Raw genomic sequence first — 22,730 nt, forward strand, 5'->3', positions numbered from 1 at the left:
TAAATTGACCGTTAAAATGGCAAATAGCAAGGAAATGGTCACTCATAGAGCAGATGAGTGACCGAACAAGGCAAAAATACAAATGAAAGGTGATTCATTAGGCAGATGAGTGACCGAACAAGGAAAAAATACAAATGAAAGGTGACTCATAAGGCAGATGAGTGACCGAACAAGGATATTCGGTGAAAATTAGCCTAATTTAACCAGTAAGCATTGATATAACCGACCAAATGAGGTATGCCAATTCATACGTCATTTGGTCGGTCATTTATATGCTCCACAAAACGGAACCCTTTAACAATTAGTCGCGATCTCGATATTGTCCCGGTGTAATACCTTCATATTTTTTAAACACACGCATGAAACTTTGGATACTATTGAACCCAATTCGAAACCCAATTTCTTTAATTGTCAGTTTGGTACTACTTAATAATTGCTTCGCTTTTTCGATTCGCTTCATATTTAAGTATTCCAAAAAACTTTTTCCAGACGTATCTTTAATAATTTTGCTCGTGTAATTCGTACTCATCCCGATCCAATCGGCAACATCTTGTAAAGCCATATCATGATGGAAATTAGCATCAATATACTCTAGTATTTTTTTTGATGTATCCGGAGATTTAGCACTGTTACGTTTACTAATCTCTTTTTCAACCGAATCCGTAATCATGATGAAAAATTTCTTAATATCATGGAGGGTCTCTTTTTGGTTATAATCGTCATAGATCGTATAATCTGAACCAAACAATTCCTTTATATCAATGTTCTGATCAATCAGCAATTCAATAATGGAACTAATTAATTGCAAAAACAATTGATTAATTTGCTCATATGGAATCGTCCCATTGTCTGTAATATCCTGGAATAGGGCGTCTAATTCTTTCTCAATCCCGGATTTATTTGCTGTTTTCATATTATTGATCAGTTTTTTCACATGATCATTATTATAGTAGTACAACTCATTCGACGTGATTTCAACATCATCCACATTAATAATTTGGTCTTTTCCTTGATAAAATTTATATTCTAATGCACGTATTGATTCCTCATATGATTTTTTAACCTGGAAAATAGTTGGATACGCTCGTCCTAAACCAATCGTAATGGTAAATGGGAAACGATCGGCAACTTTCTTTTGCAAATCTTGCATGAGCTTCACAAGTCGCTCATTCATATCAATCGTATTAATTTCCTCTGGATAATTGATGATAACAGCTATCTTGTCTGTTTCTGTCTCCCCAGACATGGAATGAAAGAGCTGATTAATCGTTTCTTCTATTAAACTTGTAAGCCTACCCTTATGCAAGCTGCTTTCTAATTCATCCCTATTTTGATAGAAACGATTATAATCATCAATTTGTGCCGTTAATACAATATAATATCGCTCGTTAAATTGGATATTTAGTAGATGAAGCTTTTTATCCACTTCCTCGTTGCTGATTTTCTTATTTGTCAGCAAGTTATCCAGCAATTTTTCCTTGATAACCGGCTTTGTTTCGGCAATTACGGTTTCCATATTTTTATTATCACTGATGATATCATGATACACATTATCCAGATAATCGTACTCATCTCTGTATTGTTCCTTATCATACTTCTTCCTTGATCCAGGAACTATTTCGACAAGTTTTTTTATCGGGTTACTTACATACCTTGTCAATAAATACGCCAAACTAATGCTGAATAAAAGAGCAACTAAAATAATGGAAAAGACGATTGTCGTAATTTTACTCACCACACCATTTAAATCATCTATTGATATTTCATAAACGTATTTCCAATTATTCATCATCGACGTAATGTACGTGTATAGCTGCTCTCCTTTATTTGTTTTCTCAACAAAGAAATCCGTATTATTATTAAAAATGGACATCGAAATGTCTTCGTCTTCAATATTTGTGTAGAGCATCTGTCTATTTGGATGTAAAATGACTTCTCCTTCACGATTCATAATATAGAAGAGGCCGTCCGAGTCATTATTCGCTCCAACCATTCGTTTATAAAGCTGATCGGCATTTATATTTACAACGATTGCTCCATTCTTTTCGAAGGAGTTATATGGAAGGTGATGAATAAGTGTCATCGCATTAAAATCATTTCCATAACCATCGGTAATTTCCCTTGTTTCCATTATATGCGTACCAACTAGATCATCATTATAAAACTCCAGCCAATCAGTATCATAGAAATCCGCAACCGCATAGATTTGCTCATTCGAACTTATAATTTTATCTTTTTCAGTAGAATAAACATAGGCTGATATGATAATTTGATTTGAATCTGCCAAATTCCTTAGTCGACGCTGTACATTTGTAACATTTTCCATTTCTTGATTATCTTCAGTAAGCGTTGTCATAATAAAGTCATTTATATCCGAGTTAAATGCCGTTTGCTCCATAACCTCTCGTGTTTCATTAATCATGACATTCATCATATGTTTATATTGATTCAGTAAATCAACCCGAGCATCATGAACATTATTTTTTATGATCGAAGACGCTTGATTGTAAATAACAATATTTGTAGTCAAAATAACCGCACTAAACAAAATAATAAGGATAATAAAATAGCGAAAAAAAACACTCTTAAACAATTACTCTCACCCCCGGTACATAGGAACAGGTTTGTCCCATTAATGGATAGTAACTTTATAATAGCAGATTTTGAGACAAGGGGACAGGCACCGTGTCCCGGAATCCAGGGCTAGTGAGATTATCCCTATAAGGTAGACTCAGATAAAATGAGGGTGTTACGTTGTCCTTAAGGAGTGGTAGATTGTATCTAATACCAGTTATACAAAAGAATTCATGTAGAAATCGCCCAGGATTATGAGAATCATCCTGAGCTAGGATTTCTAAGTATTGCATGGATTTTTTATATTCCTTGAAGAATGCAGGAGCCTGAACCCTCACCGGATTTAATACCTAAGAGAAAGGGGACAGAGTTTGAGGGAAATATGGCCATCAACAAGCCATAAAAGAAGGAAAGTAAACATATATATATTTTCAGAAAAATAATATGGAAAAAGTGGGAACAGGGTCTATATAAGACCATGTTCCCACTTTTTAATTTCAATACTTAGACTGATTGTTAACATTTTTTTGGACTTTGGATCCATTGATGCAAGGCAATGGGGGAGACCTCCATCACGTTCGGCTTTTTTTCAGGCATTATCAGTTTTAATCTTACACTACCAATAGCTATAGAGAATAGATTTAACCATTCGTTAGGGGGGGACAAGGTGCCTGTCCCCGTGTCCCTATCCTCCATTATAGTCCCATAGGATTTTCCAAGAATCTTTTGTGTTTACAACATACACCGCCTGTGAAAAATGGAAATTCCCATATTTCCCTTGATACGATTGGATCACATTGAATATATAAACTTCCTTTAAGGATGGTGAATCCTCCGTCATTTTCCAAATGTCTGCCTTTCCAACATCCTCAATTGCAAATTCAAAGGTTTCCACGCCAAAGTGTCCCATAAAAACATGTGCTCGATCTGTTAAGTAAGCTGTTTTACTCCATCTCTCTTTCATGTAGGGATGGAGTAACCCCCAGGATTCATTAAAAGCAGCCTTCTGTTCATAGCTATAAAACTCATTAACTATATTTTTTGCTTGCTGGCTTGGAGAAAACAATGTCAATTGAAAAACGAAGATTACAAGACACACAACGATGGCAAAAGCAGCGATAAAAAAATATTTTAATTTAGACCGCTTCCTCATGTTTAACTTCCCCTTCGATAAATCGCATATTAAAGAATATGGTAAACCAAGCGACTTTATTAACGTTTCCGCTCTCCGTTATTTAGGGTTAAAAGTGTTATTCAGCGGGAAGGCACGCCAAGCCAATTTTCTTACAAAATCGAAAACAGTGGAAACTGCAATACCTATCTCATCAGCAACCTCATTAATAGTACAATTCACTATCCGCTGTGGCTGGTTTAGAATATAATTTGCAATTTTCTGCTCGGTCTCATTAAACGAATTATAGTTGGAACGAATTTGTATGAGACAATGTTACATCTCTCCTACATCCATATCGACCACCCCTATTTCAAATGGCTATACCTATCATAATATGAAACAGACTAAAGAGAAAAGAGATTTTTAATGCAGATACAAATAAAAAAAGATCCGCGGAAACGGTTGCATAGGAAACAATTTTCAAGTATGATAGTTTTGCAATACAACTTGTATATACTAGTTCTCAATGAATCAGGGGGATATGCCTATGAAACTAGCAATGATAGGGTTAGGTAAAATGGAATTATACTTAACCTATAATTTAATTGATCATGGCCATGGAAGGGTTGGATTTGATTTGTCGGAAACATCGATGTAAATAGCAAAGGAATACGGTGCTTCCACTGTGGATTCTCTTCCAGATGTAATCTATCATCTGGAATCACCAAGAAATCTTTGGATGATGGTTCCTGCCGGAGAGGAAACAGAAAAAGTTATAACTAAATTGATTAGATAGATGCAAGCCGGTGTTATTCTAATCGATGGAGGAAATTCCGACTACATAGGTGTGATTAAACGTGCGCAACAGCCTTAAGAAAAAGGTATCCATTACTTAGGTGTAGATACAAGCGGTGGTATGGAAGGTGCAAGAAATGGAGCATGTAAGATGATAGGTGGAAAAGAGAATGTATTCAAACATGTGGAAAAACTTTTTTCTGACACACGTACTGAAAGCGGTTACCTATAAGCAGGAAATCAGGAAGCGGTCAATTTTTAAAAATGGTTCTCAATGGCATTGAACATGGTATGGTGCAAGCCATTGCGGAAGGGTTCGAAATTCTCGAAAAAAGTGAGTTGGATTATGACTATGAACAGGTGGCAAAGATTTGGAATAATGGTCCGGTTATCCGTCTATGGTTAATGGAATTAATGGAGAGTGTATTTTCAAAGGATGCTCGTCTAGATGAAATAAAAGGTGTCATGCATGCTTCTAGTTAAGGGAATTGGACCGTTGAAACGGCATTGGATTTGCAAGTGGCAGCACCAATCATTGCCTTACCATTAATTATGCGAAATCGTTCTTAGGAGACAGATACATTTAGCAGGAAAGTAGTAGCTGCATTACGCAATCAATTTGGCGGACATGCTGTAGAAAAACAAGACAATCTAGGGGGAAAACATAATGTCATCAACCATGTTGATTTTAATAGCAGTAGCAGGTATTTTTGGTCTATTATATTTAGTCATTCGAACAAAGCTGCATGCATTTGTATCTTTAATGCTAGTCAGTTTACTCGTCGGTATTGCAGCAGGCATGCCGCTTGATGAAGTAATTACATCGGTAGAAAGCGGCATGGGTGGCACATTAGGTTTTGTTGCTATCGTCGTTGGTTTAGGTGCGATGTTTGGGAAAATGCTTGAAGTTTCAGGTGGTGTCGAACGATTAGCACAAACTTTGCTTCAAAAATTTGGAGAAGAGCGCTCCCAGTGGGCTCTAGGGATAGCCGGATTCTTAGTCGCGATACCAGTTTTCTTTGATGTTGGTTTTATTATTTTAGTTCCTATTGTATATGGTTTAGCGAAAAAGACTGGAAAATCTTTATTGTACTATGGTGTTCCATTGTTGGCTGGTTTAGCAGTTACACACAGTTACATTCCGCCAACCCCTGGACCTATTGCCGTAGCTGATCTTATTGGTGCAGAGCTAGGATGGGTTATTCTATTCGGTATTCTTGCCGGTATTCCATCCATGATCATTGCTGGTCCGCTTTTTGGAAAGTATATTGCTAACAAAATACATATAACCGTACCAGATTATATGAATTTTGAAGAAAAAGAATACGACAAAGATTTGCCAGGCTTTAAAATGATTGCAGGAATTATTTTAGTTCCATTAGTACTTATTTTAATCAATACGTTATCTACTGTGATATTTGCAGAAGGCCATATCGTAAGGGAAATCACAACATTTATTGGTAATCCAATTGTGGCGTTGATTATTGCTACATTATTAACGTTTAAGCTATTAGGAACAAGAAGAGGCTATACTAAACAAGAAGTTCAAGATATAGCAACGAAGGCATTGGAACCAGCTGGTATCATTATTTTAGTTACTGGTGCTGGTGGTGTGTTCAAACAGGTATTAATTGATTCTGGTGTTGGGGAGGTTCTTGGTCAAATGATGGCAGGTTCCTCACTACCACCAATCTTACTCGCCTTCCTTATCGCAGCTGTTGTTCGGGTTGCACAAGGATCGGCAACAGTATCCATGGTAACAGCGGCGGGGTTAATCTCACCAGTTATCGACATTTTAGGAATGGAAGGTCCAGTTTTAGGTCTAATCGTTATCGCAATTGCCGCTGGTGCAACCGTTCTATCCCATGTCAACGATTCTGGATTCTGGTTAGTAAACCGATACTTTGGTCTGGATGTAAAAGATACACTAAAAACATGGACAGTTATGGAAACACTTATCGGTCTTGTCGGATTGGGTGTTGCTCTTGGACTTGGATTGTTTATTTCATAGTGAGACAAGGGGACAGACACCTTGTCCCGAAATTTCTATTTGATTGGACCAAGTGTTAGAGACACTTGGTCTTTATTAAAACTAAAAATAATAGGGGAAAAATATCAACAAGCCACAAAAGAAGTAGTAAGCTTATATTTTTTGAAAAATAATATGAGAAAAGTGGGAACAGGGTCTATATAAGACCACGTTCCCACTTTTAAATTTCAATACTAAAACTGATTGTTAACATATTTTTGGACTTTGGATCCATTGATGCAAGGCAATGGGGGAGACCTCCATCTTATGCATGATAAGTTTCCACTCATACACTACCAACAGCTATAGAAAATAGAGTAGATTTAACCATCCAGTTACTCGACCAAAGTAGCCTGTACAATATAACGATCAGGTGCATACCCGATAAAGTCAAATGGATAACACGTCGTCAGTGTCAATGTTGGCTCCTCTTTTTCGACAATAACCGTCCGATCATCTGCATCGGTAATCCAAGTCTCATTGATTTCATATTTAAAGGTTTCACCGTTATAATGCAATTCTAGTGTATCACCTTGACCTAGCTCATCTAGACCGGTAAAGACGGTATCCCGATGACCGGAGAGTACTGTATGACCACCTTCGCGATTTGGAACCGTTGTCCACTCACTCACATACATCCCAATGCCTTGATCGAGGGTACGCTCATCCGCTCCCCAATACGTTGTGAAACGCTTGTCCATAGCCGGAATATCCAGGGCCGCTACCTCTGAGCCTGTTTCTATATCAAAATTGTGTGTTAGTGGATCGACTGTCACTTCACTTACTTCTGGTATATTCTTTTCTGTTACATCAACGGCTGCAGCTTCAACCTTATCCGGTATTTTCTGAACCGACTGTGTCGCCTGAAAATAATTCCAACCGTTATAAGTAACAACAATGAATCCAATTACAAACAAGAGTAGCGATAATTTACGGATCATTGGTCTTTCCTCCTTACATGAGACAAAGGCAGACGATTAGATCGCCTGCCTAAGTTTTACTGACGCTTGCGCAAACCAAGTGCACCAAGTGCCATAGTGCCTAAACCGCCCAGAATACCAAGCGGTAACGCTGTTGCAGTATCTGGCAGCTCGCCGCCCTGTTCCTCAGACGATGTTGATTCATCTGACGTTGCAGCATCATCGGATGATGTAACTTCTTCGGAGGAAGCAGATTCATCGGTTGATGCGTCCTCTGATGCTTCAGCCGATTCATCCGTATTTTCTTCGGATGCATCGTCATTGCTTGAAGCGGTAGAATCTCCATCCGGAAGATTCTCACAAGCAATTCCATCTTTATCTCTATCCAAACCATCCGGATCATTTGTATCCGCATCGAAATGTGCCTGTGCTTCTGGTTGCGTGTCAAAATCGTCGCAGTTCAGATTGTCATTGGCAAAGACCGATGGAGCTGTACCGAACATAAAAAGAACGGAAAGCAAAACTGCTAAAGTTAAACGTGTCCCTTTCATTTTGTTAATCCCTCCTAGTATGTGTTTTAAAAAACAGTAGTTACAAGATGATTCTATTATTTACAAAATCTACCATCTATGTAACTACAATTATTGTAACATACTGAATATTATTATACAAAATTATCTGACAAATGAAGTAAGAAAATGCTTTATTAGCTCATAAATGAACTCTATTTCTCCCAATTTGTCGGAAGGACACGGGGAGAGACACAGGGACAGGCACCGTGTCCCAGAATATTTCCATGGGTGAGGCGGCGAGTGTTAGAGATACTCGGTATTTTTTACCTAAAAAATGAATTATAGCGTAAGTGGCTGGCTCTAAAATACAATTTCCAATTATATAAAATTGAAAATTGCTGACCTAATTCAATTCTATTTTGAGATTTTGGCATTTTGACAAAGGCATTAGGTTTCGATTAACTTATAGCTGTTTTAAGGTAAAAGAAATGATAGGGGAGGACAATGGTGACGACTGTATCTAGTATTGGGTTAAACGGAATAGAGAGATACCCGAGTACATGAGGAGGTGCAATTACTACCGGTGTGGAGGGGTAAGTATTGTTGGGCTTCCGGATGCTGGCAGGTCAATCCCCAATACTTTAATATGCTAAAGCCCACAATTTTGAAGAGTAGAAGGTTCATTAGTTAGTGGTCTATCTTTATTCATAGATGTTGTTTAAGAATATTGCTATTATTATAATCGTAGTTACTCATGTATTGCAGTGGGCGGTTGACCAACCAACGGAAACAAAAAAGGGAACCATTTCACTTAAACAAACTAAAACTAAAAAAGCTCTTCTCATAAGAGAAGAGCTTTCATAATGTTTACTTACGCTTTTTCAACGTTTGTTGCTTGTGGTCCGCGGTTACCTTCTTCAATTTCAAAAGAAACTGCTTGGCCTTCATCTAATGATTTGAAACCGTCGCCTTGAATTGCTGAGAAATGTACGAATACGTCATCTCCACCTTCAACCTCGATAAAACCGAAACCTTTGTCTGCGTTAAACCATTTTACTGTACCGTTACTCATTAAAAAACTCCTCTGTGCTTTATAGCACGTTTATTACTTTTTGGTTCAAGATAATAATTCAAGACGATGATAATCACTAGTAAGTTTTACAAATATCTTGTTTTGCTAAACCGAACATCAATAAGTTAATCTTATTATAACACATAACAACAAAAAAGATACCACTTTTTTAAAAGTATTTATAAAGAGGGATATGATGGGGTGAGACAAAGGGACAGGCACCGTGTCCTGCAGATGCCTGATTCCACCGCTTTATGAAAAACGTTAAAGAATAGAAGTTGAAAATTGATGTTTCAGCTAGCTTTTCAATAACGATCATATAAATCACTTAAATTCTCAACTTTACAAATAAAAAAATGACCAACCTATTTAGGCGAGTCAAGTTCCCGATATGCTTCCTGGTATTTCCCACCTGAAGCAACCTCAGCATGGTACAAGGCCTTAAGCGCATAGCTTTTCTCAAGATCATGTTCTTTCATTATTTTCTTTAACTCTTTTTGTAAATCTTCGTTGGCCATAACTAGTTTTTTCATGTTAGATGTATAATATTTCATCTGCTACGTTAACTCCTTTTTTCGTATCCGATTTTTCAGTAAGTATAGCATTCATACTGTGTACTTGCATTATTTCCTTATAATTGCTTTCACAACCTCTGTGCAATGACTTCATGAGTAAATAATCCTGATAATCTTTTTTAGTGACAGCACCGTTGCATTATTTTTTGTCGCTGTTATTATTTAAATCCATTATTATACAGGGGAAATTCCGTATTAACGGAAACGAAAGGGTATCTTTTCACCTAAACAAATTTAAATAAAAAAGCTCTTCTCATAGGAGAAGAGCTTTTTATGTTTACTTACGCTTTTTCAACGTTAGCTGCTTGTGGTCCGCGGTTACCTTCTTCAATATCAAAAGAAACTGCTTGGCCTTCGTCTAATGATTTGAAACCGTCGCCTTGAATTGCTGAGAAATGTACGAATACGTCTTCTCCACCTTCAACCTCGATAAAACCGAAACCTTTGTCTGCGTTAAACCATTTTACTGTACCGTTACTCATTAAAAAAACTCCTTTGTGCTATATAGCACGTTTATTACTTTTTGGTTCAAGATCATAGTTCAAGATGATGATAATCACTAGTAAGTTTTACAAATATCTTGTTTTGCTAAACCGAACATCAATAAGTTAATCTTATTATAACACATAACAACAAAAAAGATACCACTTTTTAAAAACATTTATAAAGTTAATATGCTACTTTGATTAAAGCCAATGAAATGTAAAACCTCTAATATAATTTTTACCAGAAAATGACGGAATGTTTCCTACTTCATACTTTCTGAATGATCAAAGATAAAATCATATTTTCAGGAATTAACAATGGTATACTTGCCTGGGCAAATTTGAATGGTTTCAATCAAGATAAGTATTTCGCATACAGACCATATCCTTGAATGATAAACTGTGTAAATAAAACGTAGTGGGAAAAAATATCTTTAGGATTAAAGGGAGGAAGAATCATGTCCAATAACGTAAGGCCAAGAAGCGTCATTTTAGATTTAGCAGTTACTTTAGATGGTTTTATTGAAGGGAAAAACGGTGAGGTTGATTGGTGCATCATGGACGCTGAGATGGGTTTTACTAATTTCTTAAATCAAATCGATACTATCTTATATGGAAGAAAGAGCTATGATTTATGGGGACAATTTACTCCGGAAATGGAAGATAATGATACTGAAAAAGTAATGTGGGATTTAGTTCATAGCAAAGAAAAGTATGTGTTTTCCAGAACGCAAAAAGGGACGGACAATAATGCGATATTCATAAATGATAATATTCTTGAAAAGGTAAATGAACTAAAGAATAAGCCCGGTAAAGACATCTGGCTTTATGGTGGATCAAGCCTAATTACAGCTTTCATCCATTTAGGGCTTGTTGATGAATTTAGATTATCTGTTCACCCTGTTATTTTGGGAGAAGGGAAACCGTTGTTTATTGATATAAAAGAGAGGTTGAATTTAAAAATGGTTGATACAAGAACGTTCTCTTCTGGCGTTGTGCAAATGATTTATCATTTGCACAGGGATCAGCCCGCTTCCCAAAATATCTCCTTTGATTAGACTGAGTGTTAGAGACACTCGGTCTTTTTTTGACTTAAAAAGTAACTAAAATGAGTTTAGTGTAATTCGTGGTTGAAAAAATACGATTTTCATTGATGGATGATGTGCTATTGGAGTCAATAAATGACATCATTGATACAGAGCTATCAAGAATAACAGGAATATCTAAGAGTGTTATTCAATGGGCAATCGACGGAAGGGGGGATTTCTCTTTCTACCTGAGAGGATGCAGAGGGAAGACCTACCAAACCTATTGTTGAAGGTGATTTGGGACAAGGTGCCTGTCCCCCTGTCCCATTCAATCACAATAGGGATTATTTCTGTAAATCAAACTGGATATAGTCCAGTTGATGGAAACTAGGTGAAGTGGTATGGATAGCGAAAGTGTGAGTTCCTTTTTCCAGAGATCGATAATCCCACTCTTGGAGTTCAAAAGCGCGGGTATGCGTAGTGTTTTCCACTTCTATCTCCTCGCTAAAGTATCCATCCAATTCTAATCTGATGGTACCTGCTGGTGCGACGGAAGCAGACACGCGTCCTGAGATTTTATACAAACCTGATTTCGGAATGTTCACTTCGTATTTAGCCCATTCTCCCTCCTGGTTTGTCTTTACAACGGTTGCACCATCTCTATCATAGACATCCACCCAGTCTGCATCTGAAGGGTCATTGCGGTTTGGATCAAGATCATAATAACCGACGCCCTGTCCGCCTGGTAGATGGTCCTCAGCCTGAACACGGACGGTTCGATTTCCTTTTTGCGCATCCCAGAACTTCATATTACCTCCGTCGCGCCAGTAATCCAACGCCTCGATATTGTCGGTTTGCAGAATGCTCGCACCAAGGTCCGTTACAGCTTTCCATCCAAGATTTACATCCCGTAGTGATGCCTCATCTGTATATTTCCCGGCAAGGCCATACCACATGACGTTGATAAAAACCCTGCTGTTTTTCTGGATTTGTTGTACTTTCTCCGGTTGAATTTGTGGATCTTTTAAATCATTAAAAACGATCTCATAGGCTACTGGCTGGCGTCCCGGGAATGTGTCTACTGTATCAGCATTGTTATTATTAATAATGTGCATATACAAAATTTCCGGATCCTTTGCCATAAATCCTGCCGCTTCTTCCACATTCGGGCTTCCCTTGAACAATCCTTGATCAACCGTATCTGTTTCGACAAGCACGTCGTACATTTCCTCACGGATATTCCAGCCTTTATCAAGGTTTACGATAGCCCGATCCTTGGCTGCAAGCATAGCTTCCTCTAAAGTGGGAACCGTGTAGTCCGTTAACTTAGCCGTTTTTCCGCCAAGACCTTCTTTTAGGCGGAGTTCTTTAATTTCTTCCAGAGTGAAATCACTAACCTTTCCTGTTCCGTTGGTAGTTCGGTCCACAGTTGAATCATGCATTAAGACAGGTACCCCGTCCGCTGTTAGCATAACATCGATTTCAACGATTTCAGTTCCATCCTCGATCGCCTCATTAACTGATCCCAGCGAGTTTTCGGGGTATTCACGCCACTGTCCACGGTGTGCAGCGATCATAAGGGGAGCATTTTTTCGATGATCTAGCAGTTCGGAATGAAGCTTATCATATGTTTTGCTATCAGTGATAGACGTTTGCGTTTCTGTAGAGGCACTAGCTTGTTGTGTTCCCCCTATAATTGTAATCATAGTTGCTGCCAAACCAATTATAAGTAATTTTTTAATCTTCATTTTTCATTCTCCTTGTGATGAAATAAGTAGGGTTAAATCTTTTAGCCCCCTCTAAATATCCACACGTCTTTTTATTAGTAATTAAACCCTCCAATGCTCATTTTTTTGAACGTGTCAATTTCTGAACAATTACATTATATTTCTTTATACTAAACTATCAATATTATTTACCTAAATTTAACAGAAATTTTACAGAAGAAAGATAAATTCATACGTGTGGGACACAGGGACAGGTACCTCGTCCCAAAATATCACCTTTGATTAGACTAAGTGTTAGAGACACTTGGTCTTTTTTAAATTAAAAAGACCAAAAATGAATTAGTGGATTTGGTGATTGATACAATCTTCATGGATGATGTGCCATTGGAATCAATAAATGGTATCACTGGTACAGAGCTATCAAGAAAATAGGAATATCTATTAGTGTTATTCAGCGGGACGATTAACGGATGGGAATTTCTCTTTCTACCTAAGGGGATGCAGAGGGAAGACCTACTATACCTATTGTTGTAGGTGATTTGGGACAAGGTGCCTGTCCCTCTGTCCTATCTGAATTGTATATTTTTATTTACAATCTTTACACTATTTTAACTATAAAAGTCGAAATTTGTGTGTTAAATTTATATTGCATTAAAAAATTGACACGTTCCAAAAAAACGGGAGGTAGGAGAAATATGATTGTTAAAAAAATATTATTCACAATGCTTGCAGTATTAATGCTAGGAATTATTACTGCTTGTAGCTCAGCAGGATCTGAATCGAAGAATAACGCAGAGGAATCTCAAGAATCAAACGGTGGGGAGCAAATCGCTTCTTCTGATGAAGCTTTAATTGTTTATACCAATTCCGCATCTAACGGTAGAGGTGATTGGTTAAAGGAAAAGGCTGGAGAAGTTGGATTTAATCTTGAAATTGTCGAAATGGGTGGTTCTGATTTATTCAATCGTCTATTAGCAGAGAAGAATAATCCAATCGCAGATGTAACATTTGGAATGTCACAAATGGATTGGCAAACACTAAAACAAGAAGAGGCTTTAGTAGCTTATGAGCCGAGTTGGATAGATGAAATACCTGATGGATCCAGTGATTCAGATAATTTCTATCATCCCATCGCAGAACAACGGATTATTATGCTTTACAACCAAGATACATACGATGAAACAACAGCTCCACAGGATTGGCCGGATCTTTGGGAAAATGAAGAATTTCATGGCTTGTACCATGTTCCTAGCACTTTAAGTGGTGGAACAGATCGTGCGGTGATTTACAATATTTTAACTCGTCATTTAGATGAAAATGGTGAACTTGGTGTATCTGATGAAGGTTGGGCTGCTGTCCAAGCATATATCGAGAACGGATATACCACTCCAGATGGAGAAGACCGCATTGCTAATCTAGCAGATGGTACGATTCCAATTTCCTTTTATTATTCTTCTGGAATTCCAGGAATTGAAGAGGAATTTTCATTTGAAGCAGGCATTGTTTCTCCAGAAATCGGAGTCCCAGCAACTGTTGAACAGGTAGGAATCATGAATCATGGAGATGGTCAGGATTATACATTGGCACATGAATTTATTGATTGGTTTGGATCGGCAGAGATTCAAGGAGAATGGGCAAATAATTTTGGTTCCCTGCCTGTAAATAAATTAGCAGTGGATCAAGCGACTGACCGTATGAAGGAAATTGGACAATCGACATCGGTTCAAGAGATTGATTATGATTTGGTAGGTAAATATATAGATGAATGGGTAGAGAAAATCGAACTGGAAATATACTAATGCAATCTATCGTTCTTTGAAATTTTAAATGGAACTCCCACCAATTGGAGTGGGAGTTCTTATATTTTACTATGGGAAAGTATCCCGCCAAATAAACATCTCTTTAACTTAACTTATATATATTTAGGGGGCAAAACTATGATTGAGTTTAAAAATATTGAAATTAAGTATGATGATTTTATCGCCATTCATCATCTTAATCTTGAAGTGCGTGAAGGTGAATTTTTCACATTATTAGGACCTTCTGGTTGTGGTAAGACAACGACATTACGTACATTAGTAGGCTTTGTAGAGCCGTCTAAGGGAAATATTATTGTGGATGGTGAAGATATTACAAGCACTCCTATTGAACAGCGCCAAATCGGAATGGTATTTCAAAGTTATGCCTTATTCCCTACCATGTCCGTATATGAAAATATTGCATTTGGGCTACGTGTAAAAAAGGAAAAGAAGCAAAAGATAGAAGAAAGAGTAAGAGAGTTAGCGAATGTTGTAGATTTGTCAGATCAACAGTTACAAAAGAATGTATCGGAATTATCAGGTGGGCAGCAGCAGAGGGTTGCGATTGCAAGAGCTTTAGCACAAAAACCAAAAATTTTAGTGCTAGATGAACCGCTCTCTAATTTAGATGCAAAGCTCCGAAAACAACTAAGAAAGGAATTAAAAAAGTTACAAACCGAATTTGGTATTACTTCTATTTATGTCACACATGATCAGGAAGAAGCGCTAACCTTATCTGATCGAATTGCAGTCTTTAATAAAGGGCATGTAGAACAAATCGGAACGCCAGAAGAAATTTACAATCAATCTAAAACAGAGTTTGTATGTAATTTTATCGGGGATGCCAATCATCTATCGAAGGAAATAGTACAAAAAATTGTAGGTGCAACAAATGCTGATTTAGATCCAAACCAAAGTAGCTATATTCGTACGGAAAAGGTGAGTACGGTAAAACCGAAAGACGTAGAAAATGTTGCTAGATTAAAAGGAAAGATTGTTAACAAAGAGTTTTACGGCAACTTTTCTCACTATAAGGTAGTCGTATTAGATTCAGAAATTATATGTTTTGAAAAGGAAGACGGAAGCATGAGGCATGCAATAGGTGATGAAATAACCTTATACATGCATCCTGAACACATTCTTCAATACAAGGAGGATTATGATGAGTCGTCTAAAACCACAGAAGCTTAATCAAAGAAACAAGGCGCATAATCCCAAACGAATCTTATTACCCTTTGTTTATCTGGCAATCGCATGGTTTATTATTGCTTTCTTAATTGTACCGAATATAAATATACTGATGTCAACTTTCCTTAAGGATGGTAGCTTTTCATTCGATTCCATAGAAAAGATCCTAAGCTCAGAGCGAGCAATGGATAGTTTGAAAAATAGTTTTATCTTGGCTTTCTCTTTAGCTATTACCTCAAATATTGTTGGTATTTTTCTAGTATTATGTACCGATTACTTCGATATAAAAGGTGCAAAAATTCTACGTATTGGTTATTCAACGACACTTGTTTTTGGTGGAATTATCTTAGCAAACGGATATTTGTTTATTTATGGAAAAAACGGGTTTATTACAAATGTACTTACTTCCATTTTCCCAAACTTCAACGAGGAATGGTTTATCGGGTACCCTGCCGTCCTGTTTATGATGACATTTGCCTGCACGTCCTTACATATGATTTTTCTAAGAGGGGCACTAAGCAATGTTGATTATCAAACAGTGGAAGCAGCAAAAAATATGGGGGCAAGTCCGTTTTATATTATTCGCAAAATCGTTTTGCCATCCTTGCTTCCTGTTTTATTCACATTAACGATTCTATTATTTCAAACCGGTTTAGGTGCTATGTCCGGGCCTTTAATTGTTGGTGGAGAAAATTTCCAGACGATTAGCCCTATGATTCTGACCTTCTCCCAGCGACCAGCTTCCAGGGATTTGGCGGCTTTATTATCTATTATATTAGGAATAGTACAACTGATTCTATTATTCATGGTGATGAAGGCTGAAAAGAAGACAAATTATATATCCGGATCTAAGGTGAAAATGAAATTGAAAAAGCAAAAAATCAATCATCCAGTAGGAAATGCTATGATGCATATAGTGGCATGGGGATTATTTGTAATTTATACGGTGCCGGTAATTATCGTTTTAATCTTTTCATTTACCGATTCGTATAGTATAAGCACAGGGACACTTTCTCTTAGCAGCTTTACGTTGGAAAATTACCTTTCAATCCTCACTGATTCAGCTAGTTATAGACCATTCCTAACAAGTGTTATTTATGCAGGATTGGCATCGATAATTGTCGTGATTGCTATGCTGTTCATTGCTCGAATGATTCAAAAGTATCGTAATCGATTAACTACTATCATGGAATTATTGTTATATATTCCATGGCTTTTACCAGGATTGTTATTTGCACTAGGATTAATAATAACTTATGATCAACCAACTTGGCTGATGTTTAATAATGTGCTTACAGGAACAACAGTTATTATGTTAATAGCCTATATTATTGTCAATATTCCTTTTACATTAAGGGTAATTAAGTCTGCGTATTATTCTTTTGATGAAAGTTTGGAAGAAGCAGCACGAAATTTAGGAGCAAATGGTTTCTACACTTTTATAAGAGTTATATTGCCAATTGTACTTCCTGCAGCTCTCGCTGTATTTGCTCTTAATTTTAATGGGCATCTATCAGATTATGATTTATCGGTATTTTTATACCATCCACTTTTTCAACCATTAGGAGTGGTTATCTATAGTGCTACCGACGCAAATGCTACGGCTGATGCCAAGGCAATAAGCATGGTTTACTCCGTGATTCTAATGGCAATAAATGCGATTGTCCTTTACTTCGTATACGGAAGAGGGAATAAAATTAATACCGCATTATAAAGTGGAAAAGCGCAGATAGGGAAGTTTTATATTTTCCTATCTGTAAAAAAATGAATTGAAAGTGAGAAAATGATGATTGGAAAACAAGTGTTTCAAAATATAAATCAAGTATTGAATAAAAAATTATTGGAGAAGCCTTTTTTAATCGCTTCTCACCGTGGATCTATTAGTGGCAATATTATTGAGAATACCATTCCCTCCATGATTGCCGCATATCTTTCTGGATCAGATATTGTTGAAATAGATGTAGTAAAATCGACAGACGGCAAGTTCTATTTATTCCATGATGGTAATGAACAGAGATTATTGAGAACGAGTAAAAATATAATCCAGATGAAATCCGAGGAAATAGAATCCTTCCATTACTATAATTATATAGGGAAAAAGATTCGTTATAAAGTGGAGAAATTGGAGGATTTATTACATTCTCTAAAAAAAGACCAGCTTATAAATATTGATCGTACATGGAATGATTGGGAAACATTTTTACCATACCTAGATCAGTTTGGATTAGAGAAGCAAATTTTATTAAAATCACCGGTTAAGGAAAAATTCTTGCAACAATTAGATAATCACTCTGTGAAATATATGTATTTTCCAATTGTGAAAAGTTTAGATGATTTAAAAGTGTTAGAAGCGTATGATCAAATTAATATTGTTGGAGTTGAACTTATCGCAACAAATCGAAAGTCACCACTCTTTCAAAATGAACTTATTGTACAATTGAAGGAGAAAAATTTATTTGTTTTTGCCAATGCCATTCGCTTAGATGATGATACTGTATTGTTCGGTGAATTAGATGATGATAACTCTATTTTAAAGGGTCCTGAACATGGTTGGGGAAAAGCAATTGAAAAAGGTTGCAATGTTCTTCAAACAGATTGGACAGGTCTATTAAATGATTACCGTAATCAACTCATATAAGGTGCCATTGGAATTACTGTGGCAACTCGTTTTATAATACAATTAGAGTATAAGATTAAAGGAGAATACGTTAATGGTAACGATTCTGGATCTTGCAAAGGAAGCTGGTGTTTCTCATGGTACGGTTTCAAACGTACTAAACAGAAAAGGGAATGTCAGTATTGAAAAGATAAAAAAAGTAGAAGCGGCTGCTCAAAAATTGGGATATCAAATGAACTATAAAGCAAAATCATTACGTTCAGGTGAGAGCAAAAATATAGGAATTGTCATCCCAAACTATGAGCAAGAAGAATATATTAATCTATATATCGGTCTGGAGAGAAAATTGCGTCAAAATGGATATCATCCTCAAGTTTATGTAACAAGTGAGAAAAAGGATATTGAGAAGGACATTGTCTCCCAGTTATCCCAAGATACTTCATCGGCAGTTGTTACTGTTTCCTGCCTGGAACAAGCTGATTTCTATTATAGGACTCTAGAAATCCCTGAAGATAGAATTCTATTTGTAAATCGAAAACCAGAACATGCTTCCCATTATGTGTCCTTTCATTTTGAAAGTGCAGGTCGTGAAATTGCGGAAGTAGTGAAAAAAAATAATTATAAACAAATCGGTATTTTATTGACAGATGAAGATAATTTGAATCAAAAAGTCTTCATCCAAGCCTTTAAAAATGAACATCCTTTAGGAAATATTCGTATTTTCTCTACAAGAGTACAGGACATGAATCGAGTTGCATATGAAATTGCTCAAGAATATGATTTTGATTGTTTTATAACAAATAGTAAAGACAAGGCAAAACTCTTACAAAAATCTTACCAATATGGAACGTTTAAGGAAACTCCTCCCATTATCTCTCTTTCGCTCAATCACAATGGAAGAGATGAAGGGATATTGACATATCATCTTAACTATTATGCAATGGGACTGGATCTTGCGCAAAAAATTATAGACTCGATTGAAAATAAAAAAAAGATACAGCCTGAGATAATATATAGGAATGATGGATTTGAACTGGGAGGTTTATATAATCGTAAGGAATTACGTCTGTTACGTATTTTAACGGTGCATTCCCCATCCACCGAAGCATTAAAGAAGATTCTGCCTTATTTTCAAAAATTAACGAATATTAAGGTGCAGCTCGATATCGGTTCATATGAGGAAGTTTCCAATGTATTGATGTCAGAGGAGAAATATAAGAACTATGATTTGATTCGTACGGATATGGCATTATTTCCGTGGTATGCGGAGAGAATATTTCGGCCTATTTATGGGATAAACCCTAATTTAGATAATGTTCTCGACGAGTTATCTGAGAAATCCCGATATTATTATTCAGACGTGAATGAGACTAGCTATATGATTCCGTTTGATCCAAGTGTCCAAATGATGTTCTACCGTAAGGATCTATTTGAAAATCAGCTTATTAAAAGAATGTATTTTAAAGAAACAAAGTCACAACTCGAACCGCCTAAAGATTATGAACAACTTATTCAGATTGCTAAATTTTTTAATGAAGAGGACAAAATGACCGTCGGGGTTGAATTTGGAATTTCCTTAAATACGAAAAATCCTGCAATCATTGCCGCAGAGTTTCTCACTTGCTATTATTCCATCGGAGGTAAGCTGAAATTCAAAAATCAAATAGTTCAATTGGATGCGGATAAAGGGAAAAAGGCAATTAAGTTATACCATGAATTATATAAGCTAGCAAAAAAGGAAGAGGCGAATTGGTGGGAGCAATCCGTAAAATCATTTACGGAAGAAAATACAGCGATGGTTATAGGATTTGTCAATCACTTGACTGTTGTGTCTCAGAGTAAAATTGGTACATCCGTTGGTTATAAGAATGTACCGGGTGATCATCCATTACTTGGGGGAGGAGTAATTGGGTTAGTAAATCAATCAAAAAAAATAGATGAGGCCATTCAGTTTTTAATATGGCTAAATCAAAGGTCTGTTGCTGAAGAGATAACAAAACTAGGTGGTCTATCAGCGAACCAAAAGATAAATGATGAAAAAGATATTCATTATAATTACCCATGGCTAAGACATCTAGACAAAATTGCAGATACAGGAATTAGAGAGAGCAAAACAACTAACGGGCATCCAGTTAATGTGTTATCGGTAGAAAAAAATATTGGGCTTGTTATTAAAAATAATTTTTCAAGATTAAATGAAGCGCAGGACGTATTAAAGGAAATAAATCATGTGCTTGAAAAAAGTGTTGAACAATGGGTTAGGGACACGGGGACAGACACCGCGTCCCAAAATATTTCCTTTGATTAGACTGAGTGTTAGAGGCACTCGGTCTTTTTTTGACTTAAAAAATAACTGAAATGAGTTTAGTGTAATTGGTGGCCGATAAAATACAAGTTTCCATGGATGATGTGCTATTGGAGTCAACAGATGGCATCACTGATACAGAGCTATCAAGGGTAAAGGAAAATCTAAAAGTGTTATTCAGCGGTGCGAGGGAGGAATTATTATTTTTACCTGACAGGATGTAGAGGAAAGAACTACCAAACCTATTGTTGTAGGTGATTCGGGACAGAGTGCCTGTCCCCCTGTCCCTACCCCCCACTTGAAAATACAGCAACATTTTCCTCCAAACTATAATCCTTATAAGCAATATCATTCTCTGGTATGTCATCACTTAGCGTTAATATTTTATTCAGCACACGTTCTGCTTCTGTTCCATCCAATGGTGTTGGTTGGTAGTTATTTCGATTTGTAACGGAAGAAATACTTGTTGGGATAATCTTTATATCCTTTTTATCCGTTAGCTCATCAAAGGCAAAATGAAAGGTTTGCTGAAAAATAAATGTGTCTTTATCATCAGGATTTCGGTTTCCACCAAACATAAAGTTTCCAAGACTATAAACAATATATTTTGATTTATATTCCTCAACCCCTTGTACCACGTGCGGATGGTGACCAAGTACTAAATCTGCGCCTGCATCAATGGCGAACCTCCCCAGAGATTGCTGTGTCGCATTCGGATGATAATGTCGCTCATCACCCCAATGAAAGTTAGTAATGACGATTTGTGCACCTTGTTCTTTTAATGAGGAGATATCTTTTTCAATTTGCTTGCGTACTTCACTTGTATCATTCCATCCGTTATAGCCTAAAGCACCGATTGTTATGTCATTTATTTCTTTTAGAAAAACCTTGTCGTATCCGAACGAATCGATATTATATGTATCAAGATTGGTAACTGTGTCTTGGTACCCCTTATCCAGATAATCAAACGTATGATTGTTAGCGAGATTTACTGCTTCAACACTCGATAAATTTAAAATTTCCGTATAGGAAGGTTTTCCAGCAAAGCGAAACGTTTTCTCAGCTTTATTTTGGCTGTTCGTTAAAGTGGTTTCTAGATTCACAATCGTCAAGTCGTCCTCTTCAAAGATCGGGGCAACATTTTTTCCGAAATGATCAAGGCCTGATTGGTCTACTTCATGATGAAATGTACCATGGTATCCAAAGCTATCATCACTGCCTATCGTCACATCTCCTGCAGCACTTATCGTTAACGTGTTTTCATAATTAATTACGTCATCAACAATAGTAGCAAAATAATCTAAGTTAAGCGGGCCCGGTGTGCTAGCTGCCTGTATCTCTAGTTGTTGATCCGGTTGGTGAGATAAAAGAAAGGTAAGGTAAAGTAATAAAGGAACAGTCAGTTTTGCCATCTTTTCAACTCCATTAATTATTGTTTCATTCTCATTTCTAGGATACGTTTTACATCATGTGTTTAGAATGATTATATAATTATAGCAAAATTAGAATATTCATTTATGGGTAATCGTACGACAAATACTTACAAAAGTCGCGGGACATGGGGACACGGGACATGGGGACAGACACTGTGTCCCGAAATATTTCCGTGGACGAGACTAAGTGTTAGTGACACTTTGTATTTTCTTGCCTTAAAATACAAAAGTTAATTATTGCTTTCATATTATGTATTTGATTTATTACCTAACAATTGCTTTCAAAACCTCTGTTCAATCCTACATACGGAATACAAGTGCCTGCCCCACTGCATTGAAATGTTATAGTAGCAAAAAACTAAAAGGAGTGAAAGGTGTGTCGCTATAGACAGCTATCAGGGACGGGATAACAGAAAAATATCTAAAGAGTGTTATTCAGCGAGTTAATTGAAGGAGCGAAAATTTCTTTTCTACCTGATGGTAAGAGGAGGAGACCCACCAAGCCAATTAATGTAGATGTATTTGGGACAAGGCGCCAGACACCGCGTCCCGAAATA

The 22,730-nt window shown here is 36.7% G+C and carries 18 protein-coding genes and 1 pseudogene; 9 read left to right on the forward strand and 10 right to left on the reverse strand.

Annotated features, from left to right (window positions below; all coding sequences use genetic code 11):
- Nucleotides 1–301 precede the first annotated feature (301 nt).
- The 3 genes from BV906_RS13715 to BV906_RS20275 all read right to left on the reverse strand — a co-directional run bounded on the left by BV906_RS13715 (nucleotide 302) and on the right by BV906_RS20275 (nucleotide 4,012).
- Nucleotides 302–2,593, reverse strand: a complete 2,292-nt coding sequence (locus BV906_RS13715; RefSeq protein WP_087974206.1) for a helix-turn-helix domain-containing protein — start codon at nucleotides 2,591–2,593, stop codon at nucleotides 302–304.
- A 666-nt stretch (nucleotides 2,594–3,259) separates the two neighbouring features.
- Complete coding sequence (locus BV906_RS13725) at nucleotides 3,260–3,727, reverse strand: hypothetical protein (protein WP_087974208.1); 468 nt, start codon at nucleotides 3,725–3,727, stop codon at nucleotides 3,260–3,262.
- 78 nt (nucleotides 3,728–3,805) lie between these two features.
- Nucleotides 3,806–4,012, reverse strand: coding sequence for a MurR/RpiR family transcriptional regulator (locus tag BV906_RS20275; RefSeq protein WP_087974209.1), 207 nt, complete (start codon nucleotides 4,010–4,012; stop codon nucleotides 3,806–3,808).
- Between the two features lie 223 nt (nucleotides 4,013–4,235).
- Here BV906_RS20275 and gnd point away from each other — a divergent pair.
- Nucleotides 4,236–5,128, forward strand: a pseudogene (gene gnd, locus BV906_RS13735) (phosphogluconate dehydrogenase (NAD(+)-dependent, decarboxylating)); the annotation flags it as partial.
- Nucleotides 5,129–5,150: 22 nt separating this feature from the next.
- Nucleotides 5,151–6,494: a GntP family permease gene (locus tag BV906_RS13740; protein WP_087974210.1), complete on the forward strand. Its 1,344-nt coding sequence runs from the start codon at nucleotides 5,151–5,153 to the stop codon at nucleotides 6,492–6,494.
- Nucleotides 6,495–6,847: 353 nt separating this feature from the next.
- Here the strand turns inward: BV906_RS13740 and BV906_RS13745 are convergent, their stop codons facing one another.
- From BV906_RS13745 to BV906_RS13765, 5 genes are all read right to left on the reverse strand, one after another.
- Nucleotides 6,848–7,453 (reverse strand): class D sortase, encoded by a 606-nt coding sequence (locus tag BV906_RS13745; RefSeq protein WP_087974211.1) that lies wholly within the window; start codon nucleotides 7,451–7,453, stop codon nucleotides 6,848–6,850.
- A 56-nt stretch (nucleotides 7,454–7,509) separates the two neighbouring features.
- On the reverse strand, nucleotides 7,510–7,983 hold the full coding sequence (locus BV906_RS13750) for an excalibur calcium-binding domain-containing protein (protein WP_087974212.1): 474 nt from the start codon (nucleotides 7,981–7,983) through the stop codon (nucleotides 7,510–7,512).
- 832 nt (nucleotides 7,984–8,815) lie between these two features.
- Entirely contained in the window at nucleotides 8,816–9,016 is a 201-nt protein-coding gene (gene cspD, locus BV906_RS13755; RefSeq protein WP_087974202.1) for a cold-shock protein CspD, read from the reverse strand.
- Between the two features lie 365 nt (nucleotides 9,017–9,381).
- Nucleotides 9,382–9,570, reverse strand: a complete 189-nt coding sequence (locus BV906_RS13760) for a hypothetical protein (protein ID WP_087974213.1) — start codon at nucleotides 9,568–9,570, stop codon at nucleotides 9,382–9,384.
- Between the two features lie 302 nt (nucleotides 9,571–9,872).
- Nucleotides 9,873–10,073, reverse strand: a complete 201-nt coding sequence (locus BV906_RS13765) for a cold-shock protein (protein WP_087974214.1) — start codon at nucleotides 10,071–10,073, stop codon at nucleotides 9,873–9,875.
- A gap of 461 nt (nucleotides 10,074–10,534) precedes the next feature.
- Between BV906_RS13765 and BV906_RS13770 the strand changes: the two genes are divergently transcribed.
- Nucleotides 10,535–11,134 carry a dihydrofolate reductase family protein gene (locus BV906_RS13770; protein WP_087974215.1) on the forward strand — a complete coding sequence of 200 codons (600 nt, stop codon included), beginning with the start codon at nucleotides 10,535–10,537 and terminating at the stop codon, nucleotides 11,132–11,134.
- A gap of 314 nt (nucleotides 11,135–11,448) precedes the next feature.
- Here the strand turns inward: BV906_RS13770 and BV906_RS13775 are convergent, their stop codons facing one another.
- On the reverse strand, nucleotides 11,449–12,852 hold the full coding sequence (locus tag BV906_RS13775; protein WP_087974216.1) for a glycerophosphodiester phosphodiesterase family protein: 1,404 nt from the start codon (nucleotides 12,850–12,852) through the stop codon (nucleotides 11,449–11,451).
- Between the two features lie 674 nt (nucleotides 12,853–13,526).
- On the opposite strand from BV906_RS13775, the gene BV906_RS13780 reads away from it, so the two are divergent.
- The 6 genes from BV906_RS13780 to BV906_RS19540 all read left to right on the forward strand — a co-directional run bounded on the left by BV906_RS13780 (nucleotide 13,527) and on the right by BV906_RS19540 (nucleotide 20,964).
- Nucleotides 13,527–14,630 carry an extracellular solute-binding protein gene (locus tag BV906_RS13780; RefSeq protein ID WP_087974217.1) on the forward strand — a complete coding sequence of 368 codons (1,104 nt, stop codon included), beginning with the start codon at nucleotides 13,527–13,529 and terminating at the stop codon, nucleotides 14,628–14,630.
- A 138-nt stretch (nucleotides 14,631–14,768) separates the two neighbouring features.
- On the forward strand, nucleotides 14,769–15,821 hold the full coding sequence (locus BV906_RS13785) for an ABC transporter ATP-binding protein (RefSeq protein WP_087974218.1): 1,053 nt from the start codon (nucleotides 14,769–14,771) through the stop codon (nucleotides 15,819–15,821).
- A complete protein-coding gene (locus tag BV906_RS13790) occupies nucleotides 15,793–17,532 on the forward strand; it encodes an ABC transporter permease (protein ID WP_087974219.1) in 1,740 nt (579 codons plus the stop codon). Before BV906_RS13785 ends, BV906_RS13790 begins: the two co-directional genes overlap by 29 nt.
- A 111-nt stretch (nucleotides 17,533–17,643) precedes the next feature.
- A complete protein-coding gene (locus tag BV906_RS13795; protein WP_176330360.1) occupies nucleotides 17,644–18,456 on the forward strand; it encodes a glycerophosphodiester phosphodiesterase family protein in 813 nt (270 codons plus the stop codon).
- Nucleotides 18,457–18,529: 73 nt separating this feature from the next.
- Complete coding sequence (locus BV906_RS13800; RefSeq protein ID WP_087974221.1) at nucleotides 18,530–20,743, forward strand: extracellular solute-binding protein; 2,214 nt, start codon at nucleotides 18,530–18,532, stop codon at nucleotides 20,741–20,743.
- A gap of 68 nt (nucleotides 20,744–20,811) precedes the next feature.
- Nucleotides 20,812–20,964 (forward strand): hypothetical protein, encoded by a 153-nt coding sequence (locus tag BV906_RS19540; RefSeq protein ID WP_176330361.1) that lies wholly within the window; start codon nucleotides 20,812–20,814, stop codon nucleotides 20,962–20,964.
- Nucleotides 20,965–21,027: 63 nt separating this feature from the next.
- On the opposite strand, the gene BV906_RS13805 is transcribed toward BV906_RS19540, so the two are convergent.
- Nucleotides 21,028–22,152 (reverse strand): CapA family protein, encoded by a 1,125-nt coding sequence (locus tag BV906_RS13805; protein ID WP_087974222.1) that lies wholly within the window; start codon nucleotides 22,150–22,152, stop codon nucleotides 21,028–21,030.
- Between the last annotated feature and the right edge of the window lie 578 nt (nucleotides 22,153–22,730).

The organism is Oceanobacillus rekensis, from assembly GCF_002153375.1.
GTDB lineage: Bacteria > Bacillota > Bacilli > Bacillales > Amphibacillaceae > Oceanobacillus > Oceanobacillus rekensis.